The following is a 14,108-nucleotide window of genomic DNA, read 5'->3' as shown; positions in this document are numbered from 1 at the left end:
TCAGGGGGGCGCGGGGCGCAGCGCGGCGAAGACGATCACGTTGTCGCGGTAGCCGTCGCCCTCGCGGGGGCCGCCGCACGTGACGAGCCGCAGCTCCGGGCGGTTCACGTCCCCGTAGACGTCCTCAGTGGGGAACCGCGCCCGCGCGACCGTCCGCACGGCGGTGACGGCGAACTCCGCCGCCGTGCCGTTCTCCAGGCGCACCACGACCCGGTCGCCGCGGCGCAGCCGCGCGAGGTGGCGGAAGACTCCGTCCCCGTAGGCGCCGACCGTGACGTGGCCGAGGACGACCGAGGGGCCGGTCCGGCCCGGCGTCGGCGAGTGCCGGTACCAGCCCGCGCGGTCGTGCGCCGTGACGGGAGGGACCTGCACGGTGCCGTCCGGCTCCAGCCCCAGCCGCAGGACCGGGGTGTCGACCCCGATGGCCGGGATCCGCAGCCGCACCGGGACCGACCGCCCGAGAGGGCGCACCGTCCCCGCGGGGGCCCGCGGGGGCTCCGGCGTGCTTCCGGTGTCCGCGTCCGCGGTCCGGCGGGGCGGGGCACCGGCGCAGCCCGCGAGCAGCGAGGCCGCCGCCGCGGTGGCGAAGGCGCGCCTGGAGAGCGGGGTCATGCCCGGGGCGCCCGGCGGCGGCCCCTGGCGTACACGGCCGCGCCGCCCGCGGCGAGCACCGCGGCGGCGCCCGCGCCGACCAGTCCGGTGCCGGGCGCCGACTCCGGGGCCGGCGCCGTCGCGCCGGTGTCGGGCGCGCCCTTCGGAACGGTGGAGACCTGGCCTTCGGCGGGCGCCTCGGTCGGCGCGGCCGGCTCCGGGGAGTCCTCGGACGGCGCCTCGGTCCCCTCCCCGGGAACGGGCGTCGGGGCGACGGTGGCGTCCGGCCGGGTCGCGGGGACGGGGGTCGCGTCGTCGGCGGAGGCGGGCAGGGCACCCGCCAGGACGGCGGTGGCCGCCAGGGCCATGGTGCCAAGAACGGTACGGCGCATGAGGTCGCTCTCTTCCGTAGGTCGGCCCGCCGTGCACGCGGCGCGCCGGGTCATGGATCGAGCGGAGAGACGAGGCGGCGGCCGACCGGGTTGTAAAGAGAAGGCAAAGTCGCGCCGTGGGTCGCTCCTTCCCCGTGGACCGGTGCCCGCCCTCGGTGCCGTCCGGCCCCAGGGCGTCCCGCATGCGGGCCAGCCGCTTGCGGTCCGGGCCCCCGCCCCGGGCGATCCGGACCGGGACGACCACCGCGAGCACGGCGAAGCCGACGGCCCCGCGCACACCGCCACCTCCCCTGTGTGCGCAACGGTTTCGGGACCGTGCACCCAGGGACTCGCGGGACGCTGTGGACGGCTCCCACGGTGTGTCGCCCGCCGGGGCGGGCGGGCGTGTGTCGCACGCCGGGGCGGGCGGGGCCGCCGGTCAGGCCGCCGCCGGCCGCTCCCCCGTGCCGGGGAACCCCGGGGTGCGCAGCACCCGCCGTCCGGCGTCCACGGCGAACACCTCGCAGCCCCGTCGTCCGGCGGCCCACCCGACGCCCTCCGCGCCCAGGGCGAACGCCGCCGTGGCGACCGCGTCGGCCTCGGTCAGGGTGGGGGCCACGACGGTGACGCTGAGCAGTTCGGCGGCAGGTCGGCCGGTCCGGCCGTCGACGATGTGGTCGCCGCGCTCGTAGCGCGCGGAGGTCGCCACGGCGCCGTCGGTGAGGTCCAGGACCGTGCACAGCCGGTCGGCGTGGTCGGGGTGGCGCACCCCGACGCGCCAGGGGCCGCCGGCGGCGACCACGTCGCCGCCGGCGTTGAGGCAGAAGCGCCGCAGCCCGGCCGCCGTCAGCAGGTGCGCGGCCCGCTGCACCGACCAGCCCTTCACCACCGCGCAGGGGTCGAGGCCGCGGCCGGGCAGGCGCACGTCGAAGGCGCCCCCCGTGGCGACGCGGTAGTGCTCGCACAGATCGAGGACCTCCCGCAGGTCCGCGCTGATCCCGTCGGCCGGCAGCTCGCCCCGGTCCAGCCGGGACACCTCGCTGTCCGCCTTGAAGGGGCTGAAGCGCGCGTCGGTCTCGTGCAGCCAGGCGAACACGGCGTCCACGGCGTCCGCGACCCGCGCGGGAGGACCGGCGTCGTCGATCCGCAGCGACACCGGGAAGCCCATGACGTGCTCGACGCGCCGCACCTCAGGCGCCCTTCGCGTCGAGGGCGGCCTGGAGGGACTCCCTGTACCCCTCGCTGGTGATCGTGGCGCCCGACACCGTGTCGATGTCGGCGCTCTGCGCCTGGAGGGTCTCCTCGATCAGGGTCGGCACCGCGGCCGTGGTCTGCGGGTGGTTCGGCTGCTGGAGCATCCGCACCGAACCGATCCGGTCGCCCTCGAAGACCACCTCCACCTGCACGGTGCCCTTCTCGGTGTCGACGGCGGTGCCCTGCACGGTCCGCGGGGCGTCGCCCGAGGACGAGGAAGCCCCTGAAGACGACGTCGGCGACGGTGCGGGGGCCGGTGCGGCCGGCTGCGCCGTGGCGGCCGTGCCGGCCGACGGCTCGTAGCGCCACAGCGGGACCAGGCCCGCGACGGTCAGGATCAGGACGGGCAGTGCTCGCTTCATCGTGTCTTCCTCATCCCGCCAGGCTGAAGCGCTCGAAGTGGATCTGCTGCTTGGGCACGCCCAGCTCGCGCAGGCTGCCGAGCACCGCGGTCGTCATGCCGGGCGGCCCGCACACGAAGACGTCCCGGTCGGCCACGTCGGGCACGAGCCGCGCGAGTTCCGCGGGGGCCAGCCGGTCCGGTACGGCGGGCCCGGTCACCAGGTGCAGCTCGGCACCCTTGGCGTGGGCGAGTTCGCGCAGTTCGTCGTAGAGGACCGCGTCCCGGTCCGCCCCGACCCGGTAGATGACGACCGCGTGGCCGTGCAGCTCCTCCAGCAGGGCCCGGATCGGGGTGACGCCCACGCCGCCGGCGATGAGCAGGGCCTCGGGGCGCGTGCGGTGCAGGGCGGTGAAGGCGCCGTACGGGCCCTCGGCGAACACCCGGGTGCCCGCCTTCAGGTGCCGCAGCGCGGCGGTGGCGTCACCGGCCGTCTTGGCGGTGAGCCGCAGCGTGCGGCCGTCGGGCGCGGCCGACAGCGAGAACGGGTTGGCCTTCCACCAGCGGTCCCGGGTGAGGAAGCGCCACAGGAAGAACTGGCCCGCGCGGGCCGGCAGCCGGTCCAGGTCGCGGCCGGTGACGTAGACGGAGACGACGGTGTCGGACTCGGGGACGACGGCGCTGACGCGCAGTTGGTGGCGCAGGTTCCGCCACAGCGGCAGCGCCACCCGGCCCGCGAGCAAGGCGCCGAGCGCGACGCCCCACAGGGCGTACCAGTACGCGGTGGCCGCGGACGAGGCGGTGAAGGTGGTGCCCACCGCGACCTGGTGGGTGAAGGCCAGCACGACCGCGACGTAGGTGTACAGGTGGATGAAGTGCCAGGTCTCGTAGGCGAGGCGGCGGCGGGCGAAGCGGGCCGAGACGGCGCCGACGGCCAGGATCAGGAAGAACGCGACGACCGCGCGCAGCACGCCCTCCACGGTCCCGGCGAGGTCCACGATCTGGTTCACCGGGTCCATCGAGGACAGCTCGGCGTAGCCGAAGGCGATGAACACCGCGTGGCCCAGCAGCGTCCACAGCAGGCCGAAGCCGACCCAGCGGTGCCAGGAGGTCAGCCGGTCCATGCCGATGCGGCGGTCGAGCCACGGCAGCCGGGCCACCAGCAGCAGCTGGAAGGCCATCAGCAGCGCGCCGTAGAGCCCGGTCAGCCGGCCCAGCACGATGAGGGCGTTGGAGCCGAACCCGGCCTGTACGAAGAAGAAGGTCACCACGGCCGCGTTCGCGGCCGGCACGGCGTACAGACCCGTGCGGGCCACCACCCTCGGGCGTATCGCCGTGGGGGGCGCGGGGGGCGATTGGACGGTCGTCACGGGCGGCAGCTCCTCGATCGGGTCCGGGGGGACCAAGCTTCTCCGGCGGAACCTGTCGATCTGCTGTCGTAGAACTTTCAAGTGGTTATCGATGTGGCCACGGAGGGCGGCCGGGAGGCGGCCCGCGCGAGCGCGTGCAGCACTATGAACGGGTGGAAAAAGTACGCCTGCTCGTCGTGGACGACGACCCGCCCATCGCCGACCTCGTCGCGACGGTCGCCCGCTACGAGGGCTGGGAGGCGGTCACCGCGAACTCCGGCGAGGAGGCGCTGCGGAAGGCCGCCGGGTTCCGTCCCGACATCGTGGTGCTCGACCTGATGCTGCCCGACGTGGACGGCTTCGGCGTCCTGGACCGGCTGCGGCGTTCGGGGACGATGGTGCCGGTGGTGTTCCTCACCGCGCGCGACGGCGTCGCCGACCGGGTGGCGGGGCTGACCCGGGGCGGCGACGACTACCTGGTCAAGCCGTTCGCCGTGGAGGAGCTGATGGCGCGGCTGCGGACGGTGCTGCGGCGCAGCGCCGGGCCCTCCTTCCAGCGGTCGGTGCTGCGGGTGGCGGACCTGACGATGGACGAGGACACCCGGGAGGTGCGGCGCGGCGGGAGCCCGCTGACGCTCACCCCGACCGAGTACGAGGTGCTGCGCTACCTGATGCGCAAGTCGCCGACCGTGCTCACCAAGGCGCAGATCCTCGACCACGTGTGGGAGTACGGCTTCGGCGGCCGCTCCAACGTCGTGGAGCTGGCCGTGAGCCGGCTGCGCCGCAAGCTCGACGAGACCGGCGCGGGCGGTGCGGACGATGCGGGCGGTGCGGGCAGGCCGCCGCTGATCCACACCGTGCGCGGCTTCGGGTACGTGATCCGGCAGGCGGCCGAGTGACGGGGCGGCTGCGCCGGGCGCACCCCGGGGTGCGGCGGGCCTACCGGCGGCTGCGCCTGGGCACCCGGCTGGCGCTGGGCGTCGGCGCGCTGTCCCTGGTGATGTTCGCCGCCGTCGGCACGGCGCTGACGGCGTACATGCGGGACTACCTGGAGCATCAGCTCAACGACCAGCTGAAGCTCGTGCAGGTCCTGCAGTCCAAGGACGCGGCGGTCCACGGCACGGTGAAGCGGCAGCCGTACTACGGCTGGTACACGGCGGTCTACGACGTGTCGGGCGGCTCGGCGGTGCTGCGCAGGCCCGCCGACGTGCCGGCCGACACCAGCGCGCTCACCGCCCTCGCCGAGCGGATGGCGCGCTCGGACGCCGACCTCACCCGCACCGCGTGGATCGACGACGAGGGCACCTACCGGCTGCGGGCCTGCGAGGTCGAGTCCGGTGTGGTGCTGATCAGCGCCGCGCCCACGGAGAACATCGACGCCACCCTGCGGCAGCTGATCACCGTGCAGGTCGTGGCCTTCGTCCTGGCGGCCCTGGCCCTCGTGGTGCTCGGCCGGGCGCTGCTGCGGCGCGGCCTGAAGCCGCTGAGCGACATGGCGCACACCGCGCACGGCATCGCCTCGCACGACCTGACGGAGTCGGCGGCGCGGCTGCCGCTGCGCGCGGGCGGCCGGGACGGCGGCCCGGAGGTCGAGGAGCTGCGCACGGCGTTCAACACCATGCTGGAGCACATCGACGACTCGCTCGCGGTGCGCGCGGAGGCCGAGCGGCGGCTGCGCCGGTTCGTCGCGGACGCCTCGCACGAGCTGCGCACCCCGCTGATGTCGGTGCGGGGGTACGCGGACCTGTTCCAGTACGCGGCCGCCAACGCCCCCGAGGAGCGGGAGCGGCACCTGGCGCGGCTGCGCGCGGAGGCCGCGCGGATGGGCGTCCTCCTGGACGACCTGCTGCTCCTCGCCCGCCTCGACGCCGCCGAGGTGGAGGCGCCCCTGCAGCTGGAGGAGACGGACCTGGCGGAGCTGGTCCGGCAGGCCGCCGACGCCTTCCGGGCGGGCCGCCCCGGGCATCCGCTGACGGTATCGGGGACGCCCGGGCCGCTGCGGCTGCGCCTGGACCCGCAGCGCATCCGCCAGGTGCTGGACAACCTCCTCACCAACGCCGCCGTGCACACCCCGCCGGGCACGCCCGTGTCCGTGTCCGTGTCGGTCGCGGACGGCACCGCGCTGGTGCGCGTCGCCGACGCGGGCCCCGGCATCCCGGCCGCCGACCGGGAGCGGGTCTTCGACCGCTTCTACCGCGTCGACAAGGCCCGCAGCCGCGACCGCGGCGGCAGCGGCCTGGGCCTGGCGGTCGCCTGCTCCCTGGTCCGGGCGCACGGCGGCACGATCGAGCTGAGCAGCGAGCCGGGGGCGACGGTGTTCACGGTCGCCGTGCCGGTCGGCGGGGGGACGGGGGGACCGCAGGGCCGCTGACACACCGTCAGCGCTGTTCACGGCCGCCGTACCGGTCGCCGCGGAAGCAGGGAGCCGCAGGGCCGCCGACGTGCCGCCGACGGCGCTTACGGTCGCCGTACCGCCGGCGGGGGGACGAGGAGACCACAGGTCGGCGCTGTGCACGGCCGCCGTACCGGTCGCCGCGGGGACGGGAGGACCGCAGGGCCGCTGACATGCCGTCAATGGTGTTCCCGGCCGGCACGAAGGCGGGGAACCGCAGAGGCGGTGACACGCCGTCAGGTCCGAGCGGCGGCTCGGCCAGGACGTCACGGAAGGGGTCCCGTACGTGAACCGGGCGGCGGTGTCCCCGGTCACCGGGAGTGGGCCGCAGAGCCGTCGGCGTGCCGTCAGTCCCTCGCGGCGGGGCCGCGGCCCGCCCGCCGCGGCCCGTCCGGGTCACCGCAGCGGCAGGTCGACGCGGAGCAGCCACTGGCCGTCGTCCCGTCCCGCCCGGGCGTCGCCGCCGAGCAGGGCGGCCCGTTCTCGGATGCCGCGCAGGCCGCTGCCGAGGCCCGCGCCGGCCGGCGGCGCCCCCGCGGCCAGCGGGTTGCGCACCTCCAGGCGCAGCCGGGCCTCCTCCACGGCGACCCGTACGCGGACCGGGACCGGACCCGCGTGCCGCAGCACGTTGGTGAGGGCCTCCTGGAGGATCCGGTAGCCCTCGCGGGAGACCGGACCCGGCACGTGCTCCAGCGCCCCGCTCACCTCGGCGTCGACCTCCGCGCCCGAGGAGCGCGCGGAGTCCAGCAGGCGGTCCGCCTCGGCCAGGCCCGGCCGGGTGCCGGCGGGCCGCGACGTCTCGCGCAGCACGACCAGGACCCGCTCCAGGTCCTCCAGCGCCGCCCGCCCCGTCTCCTCGATGGCCCTCAGCGCCCGGTCGGTGAAGTCCGGTGAGCCGGCCGCCCGGGCGGCGCCCGCCTGCACCACGGCCAGGGTCAGCGCGTGGCCGATGGAGTCGTGCAGCTCCCGCGCGATGCGGTTGCGCTCCAGCAGCCGCTCGGTGCGCTCCTCCAGTACGGCCAGCCGCTCCTTGGCCGAGGGGCCGAGCAGCCGGCGGGCGGCCCGTGCCATGAGGGCGCCCGCCCCGGCGACGATCATGAGCAGCACCAGTACGGGCACCGGCGCCAGCAGGGCGTACGCCCAGCCCGGCTCGGCGGAGCGCAGCAGCGGCGCGGTGGGGCCGGGGTCCCCGACGGCCGCCCCGGTGAGCGTCAGCGAGAGGGCCATCAGCTGTCCCGACACCAGCGCGACGGCGAGCCCGGCCTCCAGGCGCAGCACCATCCAGACGGCGGTCCTGCCCCGGTCGCTCCACGAGGCGGACGGCGTGGCGGAGACCCCCGGGTCCTCGTCGCCCTTCACGCGCGCGTGCGCCCCGGGGAACAGCATCAGCCGCGCCTGCAGCCCTTCCGCCCGGCGCGTCCCGGGCACCGCGGCCGCGGCCAGGGCCAGGGGGACGGGCAGGACCGCGATCAGCGCCCAGTCCGCGAGCGACGGGTCGACCAGCCCCGGGTAGACCATGGCGCACACGAACGGCACGACCGACCCCACCAGCAGGTGGAGCCAGCGGGTGTAGGTGACCGCACGGGTCAGCGGCGACAGGATGCCTGGCATCCCGTCATGGTCGCAGGGCGGGCGGGAGCGCCGCCTCCCCCGCGCGGGGGAGGCGGTCTCCTCCGGCGGGGGAGGCCCGCCGCTCCCCCGCGCGGCCAAGCTGGGGCCATGACCAGCATCGACGTCAAAGACCTCACGAAAAGGTACGGTGCCACCCGGGCCGTGGACGGTCTGACCTGCCGCTTCGAACCGGGCCGGGTCACCGGTTTCCTCGGCCCCAACGGCGCCGGCAAGTCCACCACCATGCGCCTCGTCCTCGGTCTCGACCGGCCCACCTCCGGCACCGCGACCGTCGGCGGCCGCCCGTACGCGGCGTACGGCGAACCCCTGCGCGCGGTCGGCGCCCTGCTGGACGCCCAGGCGGCCCACGGCTCCCGCACCGCCCGCGACCACCTGCGCCTCCTCGCCGTCAGCAACCGCATCCCGGACCGCCGCGTGGACGAGGTCCTCCAGGACACCGGTCTGGCCCCGGCGGCCGGCCGCCGTGTGAAGACCTTCTCGCTCGGCATGCGCCAGCGTCTGGGCATCGCCGCCGCGCTGCTCGGGGACCCGCCCGTGCTGATGCTGGACGAGCCCGCCAACGGCCTGGACCCGGAGGGCATCGTCTGGATCCGCCGCCTGCTGCGCCGGCTCGCCGACGAGGGCCGCACGGTCCTGGTCTCCAGCCACCTGATGAACGAGACCGCGGCCTTCGCCGACCACCTCGTGGTCCTCGCGCGGGGCCGGCTCCTGGCCGACCTCCCCGTGGAGGACTTCATCGACCGGTACAGCCACCCGCGCGTCCGCGTGCGCACCGGAGACCCCGTCCGGCTGCGGGCCGCCCTGCGCGCCGCGGGACACACCGTCGAGGAGGGCGCCGACGGCCGCTGGACGGTCGAGGGCGCCAGAGCGGAGGAGGTCGGGGCCGTCGCCGCCCGCGAGGGCGTTCCCGTGCTCGAACTCGCCGACGAGCGCGCTTCCCTGGAGCAGGCCTACCTCGCCCTCACGGCGGGCGGGACGGAGTTCGCCGCCGCTCCCTCCCCCTCCCCCACCGCCCCTCAGGAGGTCTGACCATGTCCGTCACCGCGGTGCTCCACTCCGAATGGATCAAGATCAGGTCGGTCCGGGCGAGCCTCGGGTCGCTCGTCGCGGTCCTCGCCGTCGCGCTGGCCGTCACCCTGCTCGTCTACTCCACCATCGGCAAGGCGGAGGCGGAGAACGGCGGGGACCCCGTCTTCGAGGCCTTCTACCCCGTCAACTTCACGCAGATCGCCGCCCTTTCCTTCGGGGCCACCGCCGTCTCCTCGGAGTACGCGCACAACGCCCTGCGGGTGTCGCTGTCGGCCGTGCCGCACCGGGGTCTGCTCTACGCGGCCAAGACGGCGGTCCTGGCCGGTGCCGCCCTCTGCGTGGGGCTCGTGTCGTCCTTCGCCACCTTCCTCACGGGCCAGGCGTTCCTGGACGAGTACGCCGTCGGCATCGGCGAGCCCGGGGCCCTGCGGGCGTGCGTCGGCGGGGGCGTCTACCTCGCGCTGATGACGCTGTTCGCCGCGGGACTCACCTTCCTGCTGCGCAGCGCCGTCGCGGTGCTGAGCCTGCTCATCCCGTTCATCCTGATCGTGTCGTTCGTGATCGGGGACATCGCCGACGGCGTCTCCCGGTACCTGCCGGACCGCGCCGGGCAGCAGGTGCTGTACCAGCACCCGGCCGGGGAGGTGGGCCCGTGGGCGGGGCTCGGGGTGACGGCGCTGTGGGCGGCGGCCGCGCTCCTGGCCGGATGGCTGGCGGTGCGCCGACGCGACGTCTGACCTTCCGGCGCCCGGCTCCTCGGCCCCGGCCCGCCGGCGCCCGGCCCGCCGGCGCCCGGCCCGCCGGCGTCCGGCCCGTCGGCGCGCGGTCCCACCGTCCGCCCGGTCCCACCGTCCACGCGGTCCCACCGTCCGTGCGGTCGCGCCGTTCCCGGCGGGCCGGGCCCGCCGGGAGCACACGGTGCGCCGTCGCGGTACACGCCGTACGCTCGTGGCGCTCACGCCGAACGACGCCGTCGCCCGTGGCCGGTTCCGCACCGTGCGGGAATACCGGGCGCCCGCCCATGACTTGGAGCCGGACATGACCACCACACCGTTCGACCCGCGCACGCTTCTCGCGGAAAGCCGGCTCGGCGTCCTCGCGACGATCAAGTCGGACGGCCGCCCCCAGCTCTCCCCCGTCATGCCCTACTACGACCGGGAGTCCGACGTCCTCTACGTCTCGATGACCGAGGGGCGCGCCAAGACGGCGAATCTGCGCCGTGACCCGCGCGCCACCCTGGAGGTCACCGCCCCCGACGGCCGCTCCTGGGCCACCGCCGAGGGCACGGCCCTGCTCACCGGGCCGGGAACCGACCCCGGGGGACCCGAGGTCGAGGCCCTGGTGCGCTACTACCGCGCCGCCGCCGGGGAGCACCCGGACTGGGACGAGTACCGGTCGGCGATGGTGTCCGACCGCAGGGTGCTCATGACGATGACGGTGGACCACGTGTACGGCGCCCACATCGGCTGACGGCGCTTCCGCACCGGCCGGGGGCGCGCTTTCACACCGGCAAGGGCACGCTTCCGCACCGGCCGGGAGCACGCTTCCGTACCGGCTGACCGCGCTTCCGTGCCGACGGAGGCGCGCCTCCGCACCGGCAGGGACGCGTCAGGCCCTCGCCGTCCGGCGCCGCCTTCCCCGCCGGACTCCGTCCGCCGCTGCCGCCCGTGCGCTCGGCGGCGGCAGCGGCGAGAGGACGGCTTTCCCCCGATGGTGTCGGGGACCGGCGCGCCCCGGCGCGGCTGCGCCGCCGCGCGTCCCCGCGCCCGTACGCTCGCCGCGCCGGGCGACGGATCCGGAAGAGCGGCGCACCGGCCCGGCCCGGGCCGCCGGGCCCCTCTCCGCCGCCTCCCCGGCTGCCCCGCAGCACAGTGAAGGCGCAGGAGATGGACAGCGAGCACACCTCGGCCGTGGCGGCGGACGTACCGGCCGCACCGCGGGACGTACGGCGGCGGCCGCCGCGCACCGACGCGGTCCTGGCCGACCCCCGGCTGGCGGCGGCCGCGGACCGGCTCGGGCGCGGGCTCGTGAAGGCCGCGGTGGCCGGTGCGCAGGAGCGGGTCCGGGCCGGTGAGATCCCGCCCCACGAGGTCGCCGAGCACGCGGTGGCCGCGCTGCCCGCCACGGCGTCCCGGCTGCGTCCGGTGATCAACGCTACCGGCGTGCTGCTCCACACCAACCTGGGCCGGGCCCCGCTGTCCGCGGCGGCGTGCGAGGCCGTCCTCGCGGCCGGCGGCACCACGGACGTCGAACTGGACCTGGCCACGGGCCTGCGGTCGCGGCGGGGCCGGTCGGCGGTCGAGGCGCTGCTGGAGCGGGTGCCGCTCGCGGAGGCCGCCCACGTGGTCAACAACGGGGCGGCGGCGCTGGCGCTGGCGGCGACCGCGCTGGCGCGGGGCAAGGAGATCGTCGTCAGCCGGGGCGAGATGGTGGAGATCGGGGACGGCTTCCGGCTGCCCGACCTCCTGGTGAGCACCGGCGCCCGGCTGCGGGAGGTCGGCACGACCAACCGCACGTCCCTCGCGGACTACGCCTCGGCGGTGACGCCGGAGACCGGGTTCGTCCTGAAGGTCCACCCCTCCAACTTCCGCGTCACCGGCTTCACGCACGCCGTCGGCGTCGCGGACCTGTCCCGCCTCGGCGTGCCCGTGGTCGCGGACATCGGCTCCGGGCTGCTGGCCCCCGAACCGGTGCTCCCGGACGAGCCGGACGCGGCCGGCTGGTTGCGCGCCGGCGCCTGCCTGGTGACCGCCAGCGGCGACAAACTGCTGGGCGGCCCGCAGTGCGGCCTGCTGCTGGGCCGGGCCGATCTCGTACGGCGGCTCGCCCGCCACCCCCTCGCGCGGGCCCTGCGCGTGGACAAGCTGACGCTGGCCGCCCTGGAGGCGACCCTGCGGGGACCGGCGACGCCGGTCCACACCGCGCTGCACGCGGACCCCGGACGGCTGCGCGAACGGGCCGAGGAGCTCGCGGCGCGGCTGCGTCGCCACGGCCTCGACTGCCGGGCGGTGCGGAGCGAGGCGGTGATCGGCGGCGGCGGCGCGCCCGGCGTCGCGCTGCCGAGCGCCGCGGTGTCGGTGCCCTCCTCCTGGGCCGGTCCGCTGCGCCGGGCGACGCCCCCGGTGGTGGGCAGGGTCGAGGGCGGCCGGTGCCTGCTGGACCTGCGGGCGGTGCCCGAGACGGCGGACGCCGCACTGGCGGACGCCGTGCGGCGGGCGTGCCCCGCGGCCGCAGGCGGGCGTGCCCACGGCAACCCCGACGGCCGTCCCGCCGGCCGTCCCGAACGGGAGGGGTGACCTCCGCGTGCACGTCCTCGCCACCGCCGGACACGTCGACCACGGCAAGTCCGCCCTGCTGCGCGCCCTGACCGGGACGGAGCCGGACCGCTGGGCCGAGGAGCGGCGCCGCGGCATGACCCTGGACCTGGGGTTCGTGTGGACCCGGCTGCCCGGCGCCGGGGACGTGGCCTTCGTCGACGTACCGGGGCACGAGCGGCTGGTGGGCAACATGCTCGCCGGGGTCGGACCGGTCCCGGCCGTCCTCTTCGTGGTCGCCGCCGACCAGGGCTGGCAGCCGCAGTCGGAGGAGCACCTGGCGGTCCTGGACGCGCTCGGCGTGCGGCACGGCGTGCTCGCCGTCACGCGCGCCGACCTGGCGGACCCGGCGGCGGCGCGCGCGGAGGCGCTGGCCCGGCTCGCGAAGTCCTCGCTGGGAGCGGTGGAGTGCGTGGCCGTCAGCGCGGTGACCGGCACCGGTCTTGACGGCCTGCGGGCGGCCCTGGCCCGGCTGGCCCGCGCGCTGCCCGCCGCCGACACCGCCGCGGACGTCCGCCTGTGGGCCGACCGCGTCTTCACGGTGCGCGGCCGCGGCACGGTCGTCACCGGCACCCTCGGCGCGGGCACGGTCCGGGTCGGCGACCACCTCGAACTCGCCCGGGACGGCAGGCCGTTGCGGGTAAGGGGCCTGGAGACGCTCAAGGAGCCGCGGACGGAGGTGGGCGCCCTCGCCCGGGTCGCGGTCAACCTGCACGGCCCGGGGGCCGGGACGCTGCGCCGCGGGGACGCGCTGCTCACGCCGGGGCGGTGGCTCACCACGGACACGGTGGACGTACGGCTCGACGGCGATCCCGCCGGCGAGCTGCCCCGGCACCTCACCCTGCACGCCGGGTCCGCGGCCGTCCCCGTGACGGTCCGTCCGCTGGGCCGGGACACCGCCCGCCTGCGCCTGGCAGGACCGCTGCCGCTGCGGATCGCCGACCGGGCGCTGCTGCGCGACCCGGGCCTGCACCGCGTCCCGGCCGGGGTCACCGTGCTCGACGTGCGCCCGCCGGCGCTCACCCGGCGCGGCGCGGCCGCCGCCCGCGCCCGTGAGCTCGACGCGGTGGGCGGGCCGCCGGACGCGGCCGGGGAGCTGCGCCGGCGCGGCCTGGTGCGGCGCGGCGAGCTGCTCGCCATGGGCCTGCGCCCGCCGGCCGACCCGGTCGCCGGGGAGTGGCTGGCCGACCCGGAGCACTGGGCCGGGCTGCGGGACGGGCTGCGGCGCGCCGTCGAGGAGCACGCCGCCCGCCACCCCCTCGATCCGGGCCTGCCGCTGGAAGCCGCCCGGCAGGCGCTCGGCCTGCCGGAGCGCTGCCTGGTCGAGGCGCTGCTGGCGGCCGGCCCCGGCCTGCGGCAGCGCGAGGGGCGCCTCTACGGCAGCCGGGCCCGGCCCGTCCTCCCGCCCTCGGTCGAGGCCGCCGTGGCGGCGGTCCGTGCCGATCTGGCCCGGGCGCCGTTCCGCGCCCCCGAGGCCGCGCGGCTGGCGCAGCTCGGCCTGACGTCCCGTACGCTCGCCGCCGCCGCGGCGGCGGGGGCCCTGCTGCGGATCGCCGACGGCATCGTGCTGCTGCCGGGGGCGGACGCGCGGGCCGCGGCGGTCCTGTCCGGCCTGGAGCAGCCGTTCACCGCCAGTCAGGCGCGCCGCGCCCTGGACACCACCCGCCGCGTCGTCGTCCCGCTGCTGGAACACCTCGACCGGCGGGGCCGCACCGTCCGCCTGGACGGCGCCCTGCGCCGCTGCGCGGCGGGCGGTCCCCCGGGCGGCGGGGACGCGGACTGATGCGGGCCGCGCCGCCCCGCGCGAAGGCGCCGGCCGGGGTGCGGACCGTCGCG

The 14,108-nt window shown here is 77.0% G+C and carries 13 protein-coding genes; 7 read left to right on the top strand and 6 right to left on the bottom strand.

All coding sequences use genetic code 11. From position 1 onward, the window contains the following. The 5 genes from IE271_RS21825 to IE271_RS21805 all read right to left on the bottom strand — a co-directional run bounded on the left by IE271_RS21825 (position 1) and on the right by IE271_RS21805 (position 3,926). The gene (locus tag IE271_RS21825) at positions 1-612 is read right to left on the bottom strand and encodes a class F sortase (RefSeq protein ID WP_190192065.1); all 612 of its coding nucleotides are present in this window, start codon (positions 610-612) and stop codon (positions 1-3) included. Then, positions 609-983: a Tat pathway signal sequence domain protein gene (locus tag IE271_RS21820; RefSeq protein WP_190192064.1), complete on the bottom strand. Its 375-nt coding sequence runs from the start codon at positions 981-983 to the stop codon at positions 609-611. The genes IE271_RS21825 and IE271_RS21820 overlap by 4 nt, the downstream gene beginning before the upstream one ends. Positions 984-1,401: 418 nt before the next feature. After that, positions 1,402-2,151 (bottom strand): FAD:protein FMN transferase, encoded by a 750-nt coding sequence (locus IE271_RS21815; protein ID WP_190192063.1) that lies wholly within the window; start codon positions 2,149-2,151, stop codon positions 1,402-1,404. 1 nt (position 2,152) lies between these two features. Beyond that, positions 2,153-2,578, bottom strand: a complete 426-nt coding sequence (locus IE271_RS21810; protein WP_190192062.1) for an FMN-binding protein — start codon at positions 2,576-2,578, stop codon at positions 2,153-2,155. Positions 2,579-2,588: 10 nt separating this feature from the next. Further along, positions 2,589-3,926 (bottom strand): ferredoxin reductase family protein, encoded by a 1,338-nt coding sequence (locus IE271_RS21805; protein WP_190192061.1) that lies wholly within the window; start codon positions 3,924-3,926, stop codon positions 2,589-2,591. A 152-nt stretch (positions 3,927-4,078) separates the two neighbouring features. On the opposite strand from IE271_RS21805, the gene IE271_RS21800 reads away from it, so the two are divergent. Both IE271_RS21800 and IE271_RS21795 read left to right on the top strand, forming a co-directional pair. Beyond that, entirely contained in the window at positions 4,079-4,804 is a 726-nt protein-coding gene (locus tag IE271_RS21800; RefSeq protein WP_190192060.1) for a response regulator transcription factor, read from the top strand. Beyond that, on the top strand, positions 4,801-6,276 hold the full coding sequence (locus tag IE271_RS21795) for a sensor histidine kinase (RefSeq protein ID WP_190192059.1): 1,476 nt from the start codon (positions 4,801-4,803) through the stop codon (positions 6,274-6,276). Before IE271_RS21800 ends, IE271_RS21795 begins: the two co-directional genes overlap by 4 nt. Before the next feature lie 417 nt (positions 6,277-6,693). Here IE271_RS21795 and IE271_RS21790 read toward each other — a convergent pair whose 3' ends face one another. Continuing rightward, the gene (locus IE271_RS21790; RefSeq protein WP_190192058.1) at positions 6,694-7,908 is read right to left on the bottom strand and encodes a sensor histidine kinase; all 1,215 of its coding nucleotides are present in this window, start codon (positions 7,906-7,908) and stop codon (positions 6,694-6,696) included. A 108-nt stretch (positions 7,909-8,016) separates the two neighbouring features. Here IE271_RS21790 and IE271_RS21785 point away from each other — a divergent pair, with 108 nt between their 5' ends. From IE271_RS21785 to IE271_RS21765, 5 genes are all read left to right on the top strand, one after another. Then, positions 8,017-8,958, top strand: a complete 942-nt coding sequence (locus IE271_RS21785) for an ABC transporter ATP-binding protein (protein WP_190192057.1) — start codon at positions 8,017-8,019, stop codon at positions 8,956-8,958. A 2-nt stretch (positions 8,959-8,960) separates the two neighbouring features. Beyond that, positions 8,961-9,695, top strand: a complete 735-nt coding sequence (locus tag IE271_RS21780) for an ABC transporter permease (protein ID WP_190192056.1) — start codon at positions 8,961-8,963, stop codon at positions 9,693-9,695. 301 nt (positions 9,696-9,996) lie between these two features. Further along, positions 9,997-10,428 carry a PPOX class F420-dependent oxidoreductase gene (locus tag IE271_RS21775; RefSeq protein ID WP_190192055.1) on the top strand — a complete coding sequence of 144 codons (432 nt, stop codon included), beginning with the start codon at positions 9,997-9,999 and terminating at the stop codon, positions 10,426-10,428. 416 nt (positions 10,429-10,844) lie between these two features. Next, positions 10,845-12,254 (top strand): L-seryl-tRNA(Sec) selenium transferase, encoded by a 1,410-nt coding sequence (gene selA / locus IE271_RS21770; RefSeq protein WP_190192054.1) that lies wholly within the window; start codon positions 10,845-10,847, stop codon positions 12,252-12,254. A 7-nt stretch (positions 12,255-12,261) separates the two neighbouring features. Next, positions 12,262-14,055: a selenocysteine-specific translation elongation factor gene (locus tag IE271_RS21765; protein ID WP_190192053.1), complete on the top strand. Its 1,794-nt coding sequence runs from the start codon at positions 12,262-12,264 to the stop codon at positions 14,053-14,055. Positions 14,056-14,108 lie beyond the last annotated feature (53 nt).

This window comes from Streptomyces minutiscleroticus (assembly GCF_014650875.1).
GTDB lineage: Bacteria > Actinomycetota > Actinomycetes > Streptomycetales > Streptomycetaceae > Streptomyces > Streptomyces minutiscleroticus.
The sequence above is the reverse complement of the archived record's forward strand: the minus strand, read 5'-3'. Positions and strand labels throughout refer to the sequence as shown.

Excerpts from the sequence above, each read along its gene's own strand:
- IE271_RS21820 (WP_190192064.1), bottom strand. The coding sequence starts at position 983 with ATGCGCCGTACCGTTCTTGGCACCATGGCCCTGGCGGCCACCGCCGTC.
- IE271_RS21775 (WP_190192055.1), top strand. The coding sequence starts at position 9,997 with ATGACCACCACACCGTTCGACCCGCGCACGCTTCTCGCGGAAAGCCGG.
- IE271_RS21825 (WP_190192065.1), bottom strand. The coding sequence starts at position 612 with ATGACCCCGCTCTCCAGGCGCGCCTTCGCCACCGCGGCGGCGGCCTCG.
- IE271_RS21810 (WP_190192062.1), bottom strand. The coding sequence starts at position 2,578 with ATGAAGCGAGCACTGCCCGTCCTGATCCTGACCGTCGCGGGCCTGGTC.
- IE271_RS21790 (WP_190192058.1), bottom strand. The coding sequence starts at position 7,908 with ATGCCAGGCATCCTGTCGCCGCTGACCCGTGCGGTCACCTACACCCGC.
- selA (WP_190192054.1), top strand. The coding sequence starts at position 10,845 with ATGGACAGCGAGCACACCTCGGCCGTGGCGGCGGACGTACCGGCCGCA.
- IE271_RS21780 (WP_190192056.1), top strand. The coding sequence starts at position 8,961 with ATGTCCGTCACCGCGGTGCTCCACTCCGAATGGATCAAGATCAGGTCG.
- IE271_RS21785 (WP_190192057.1), top strand. The coding sequence starts at position 8,017 with ATGACCAGCATCGACGTCAAAGACCTCACGAAAAGGTACGGTGCCACC.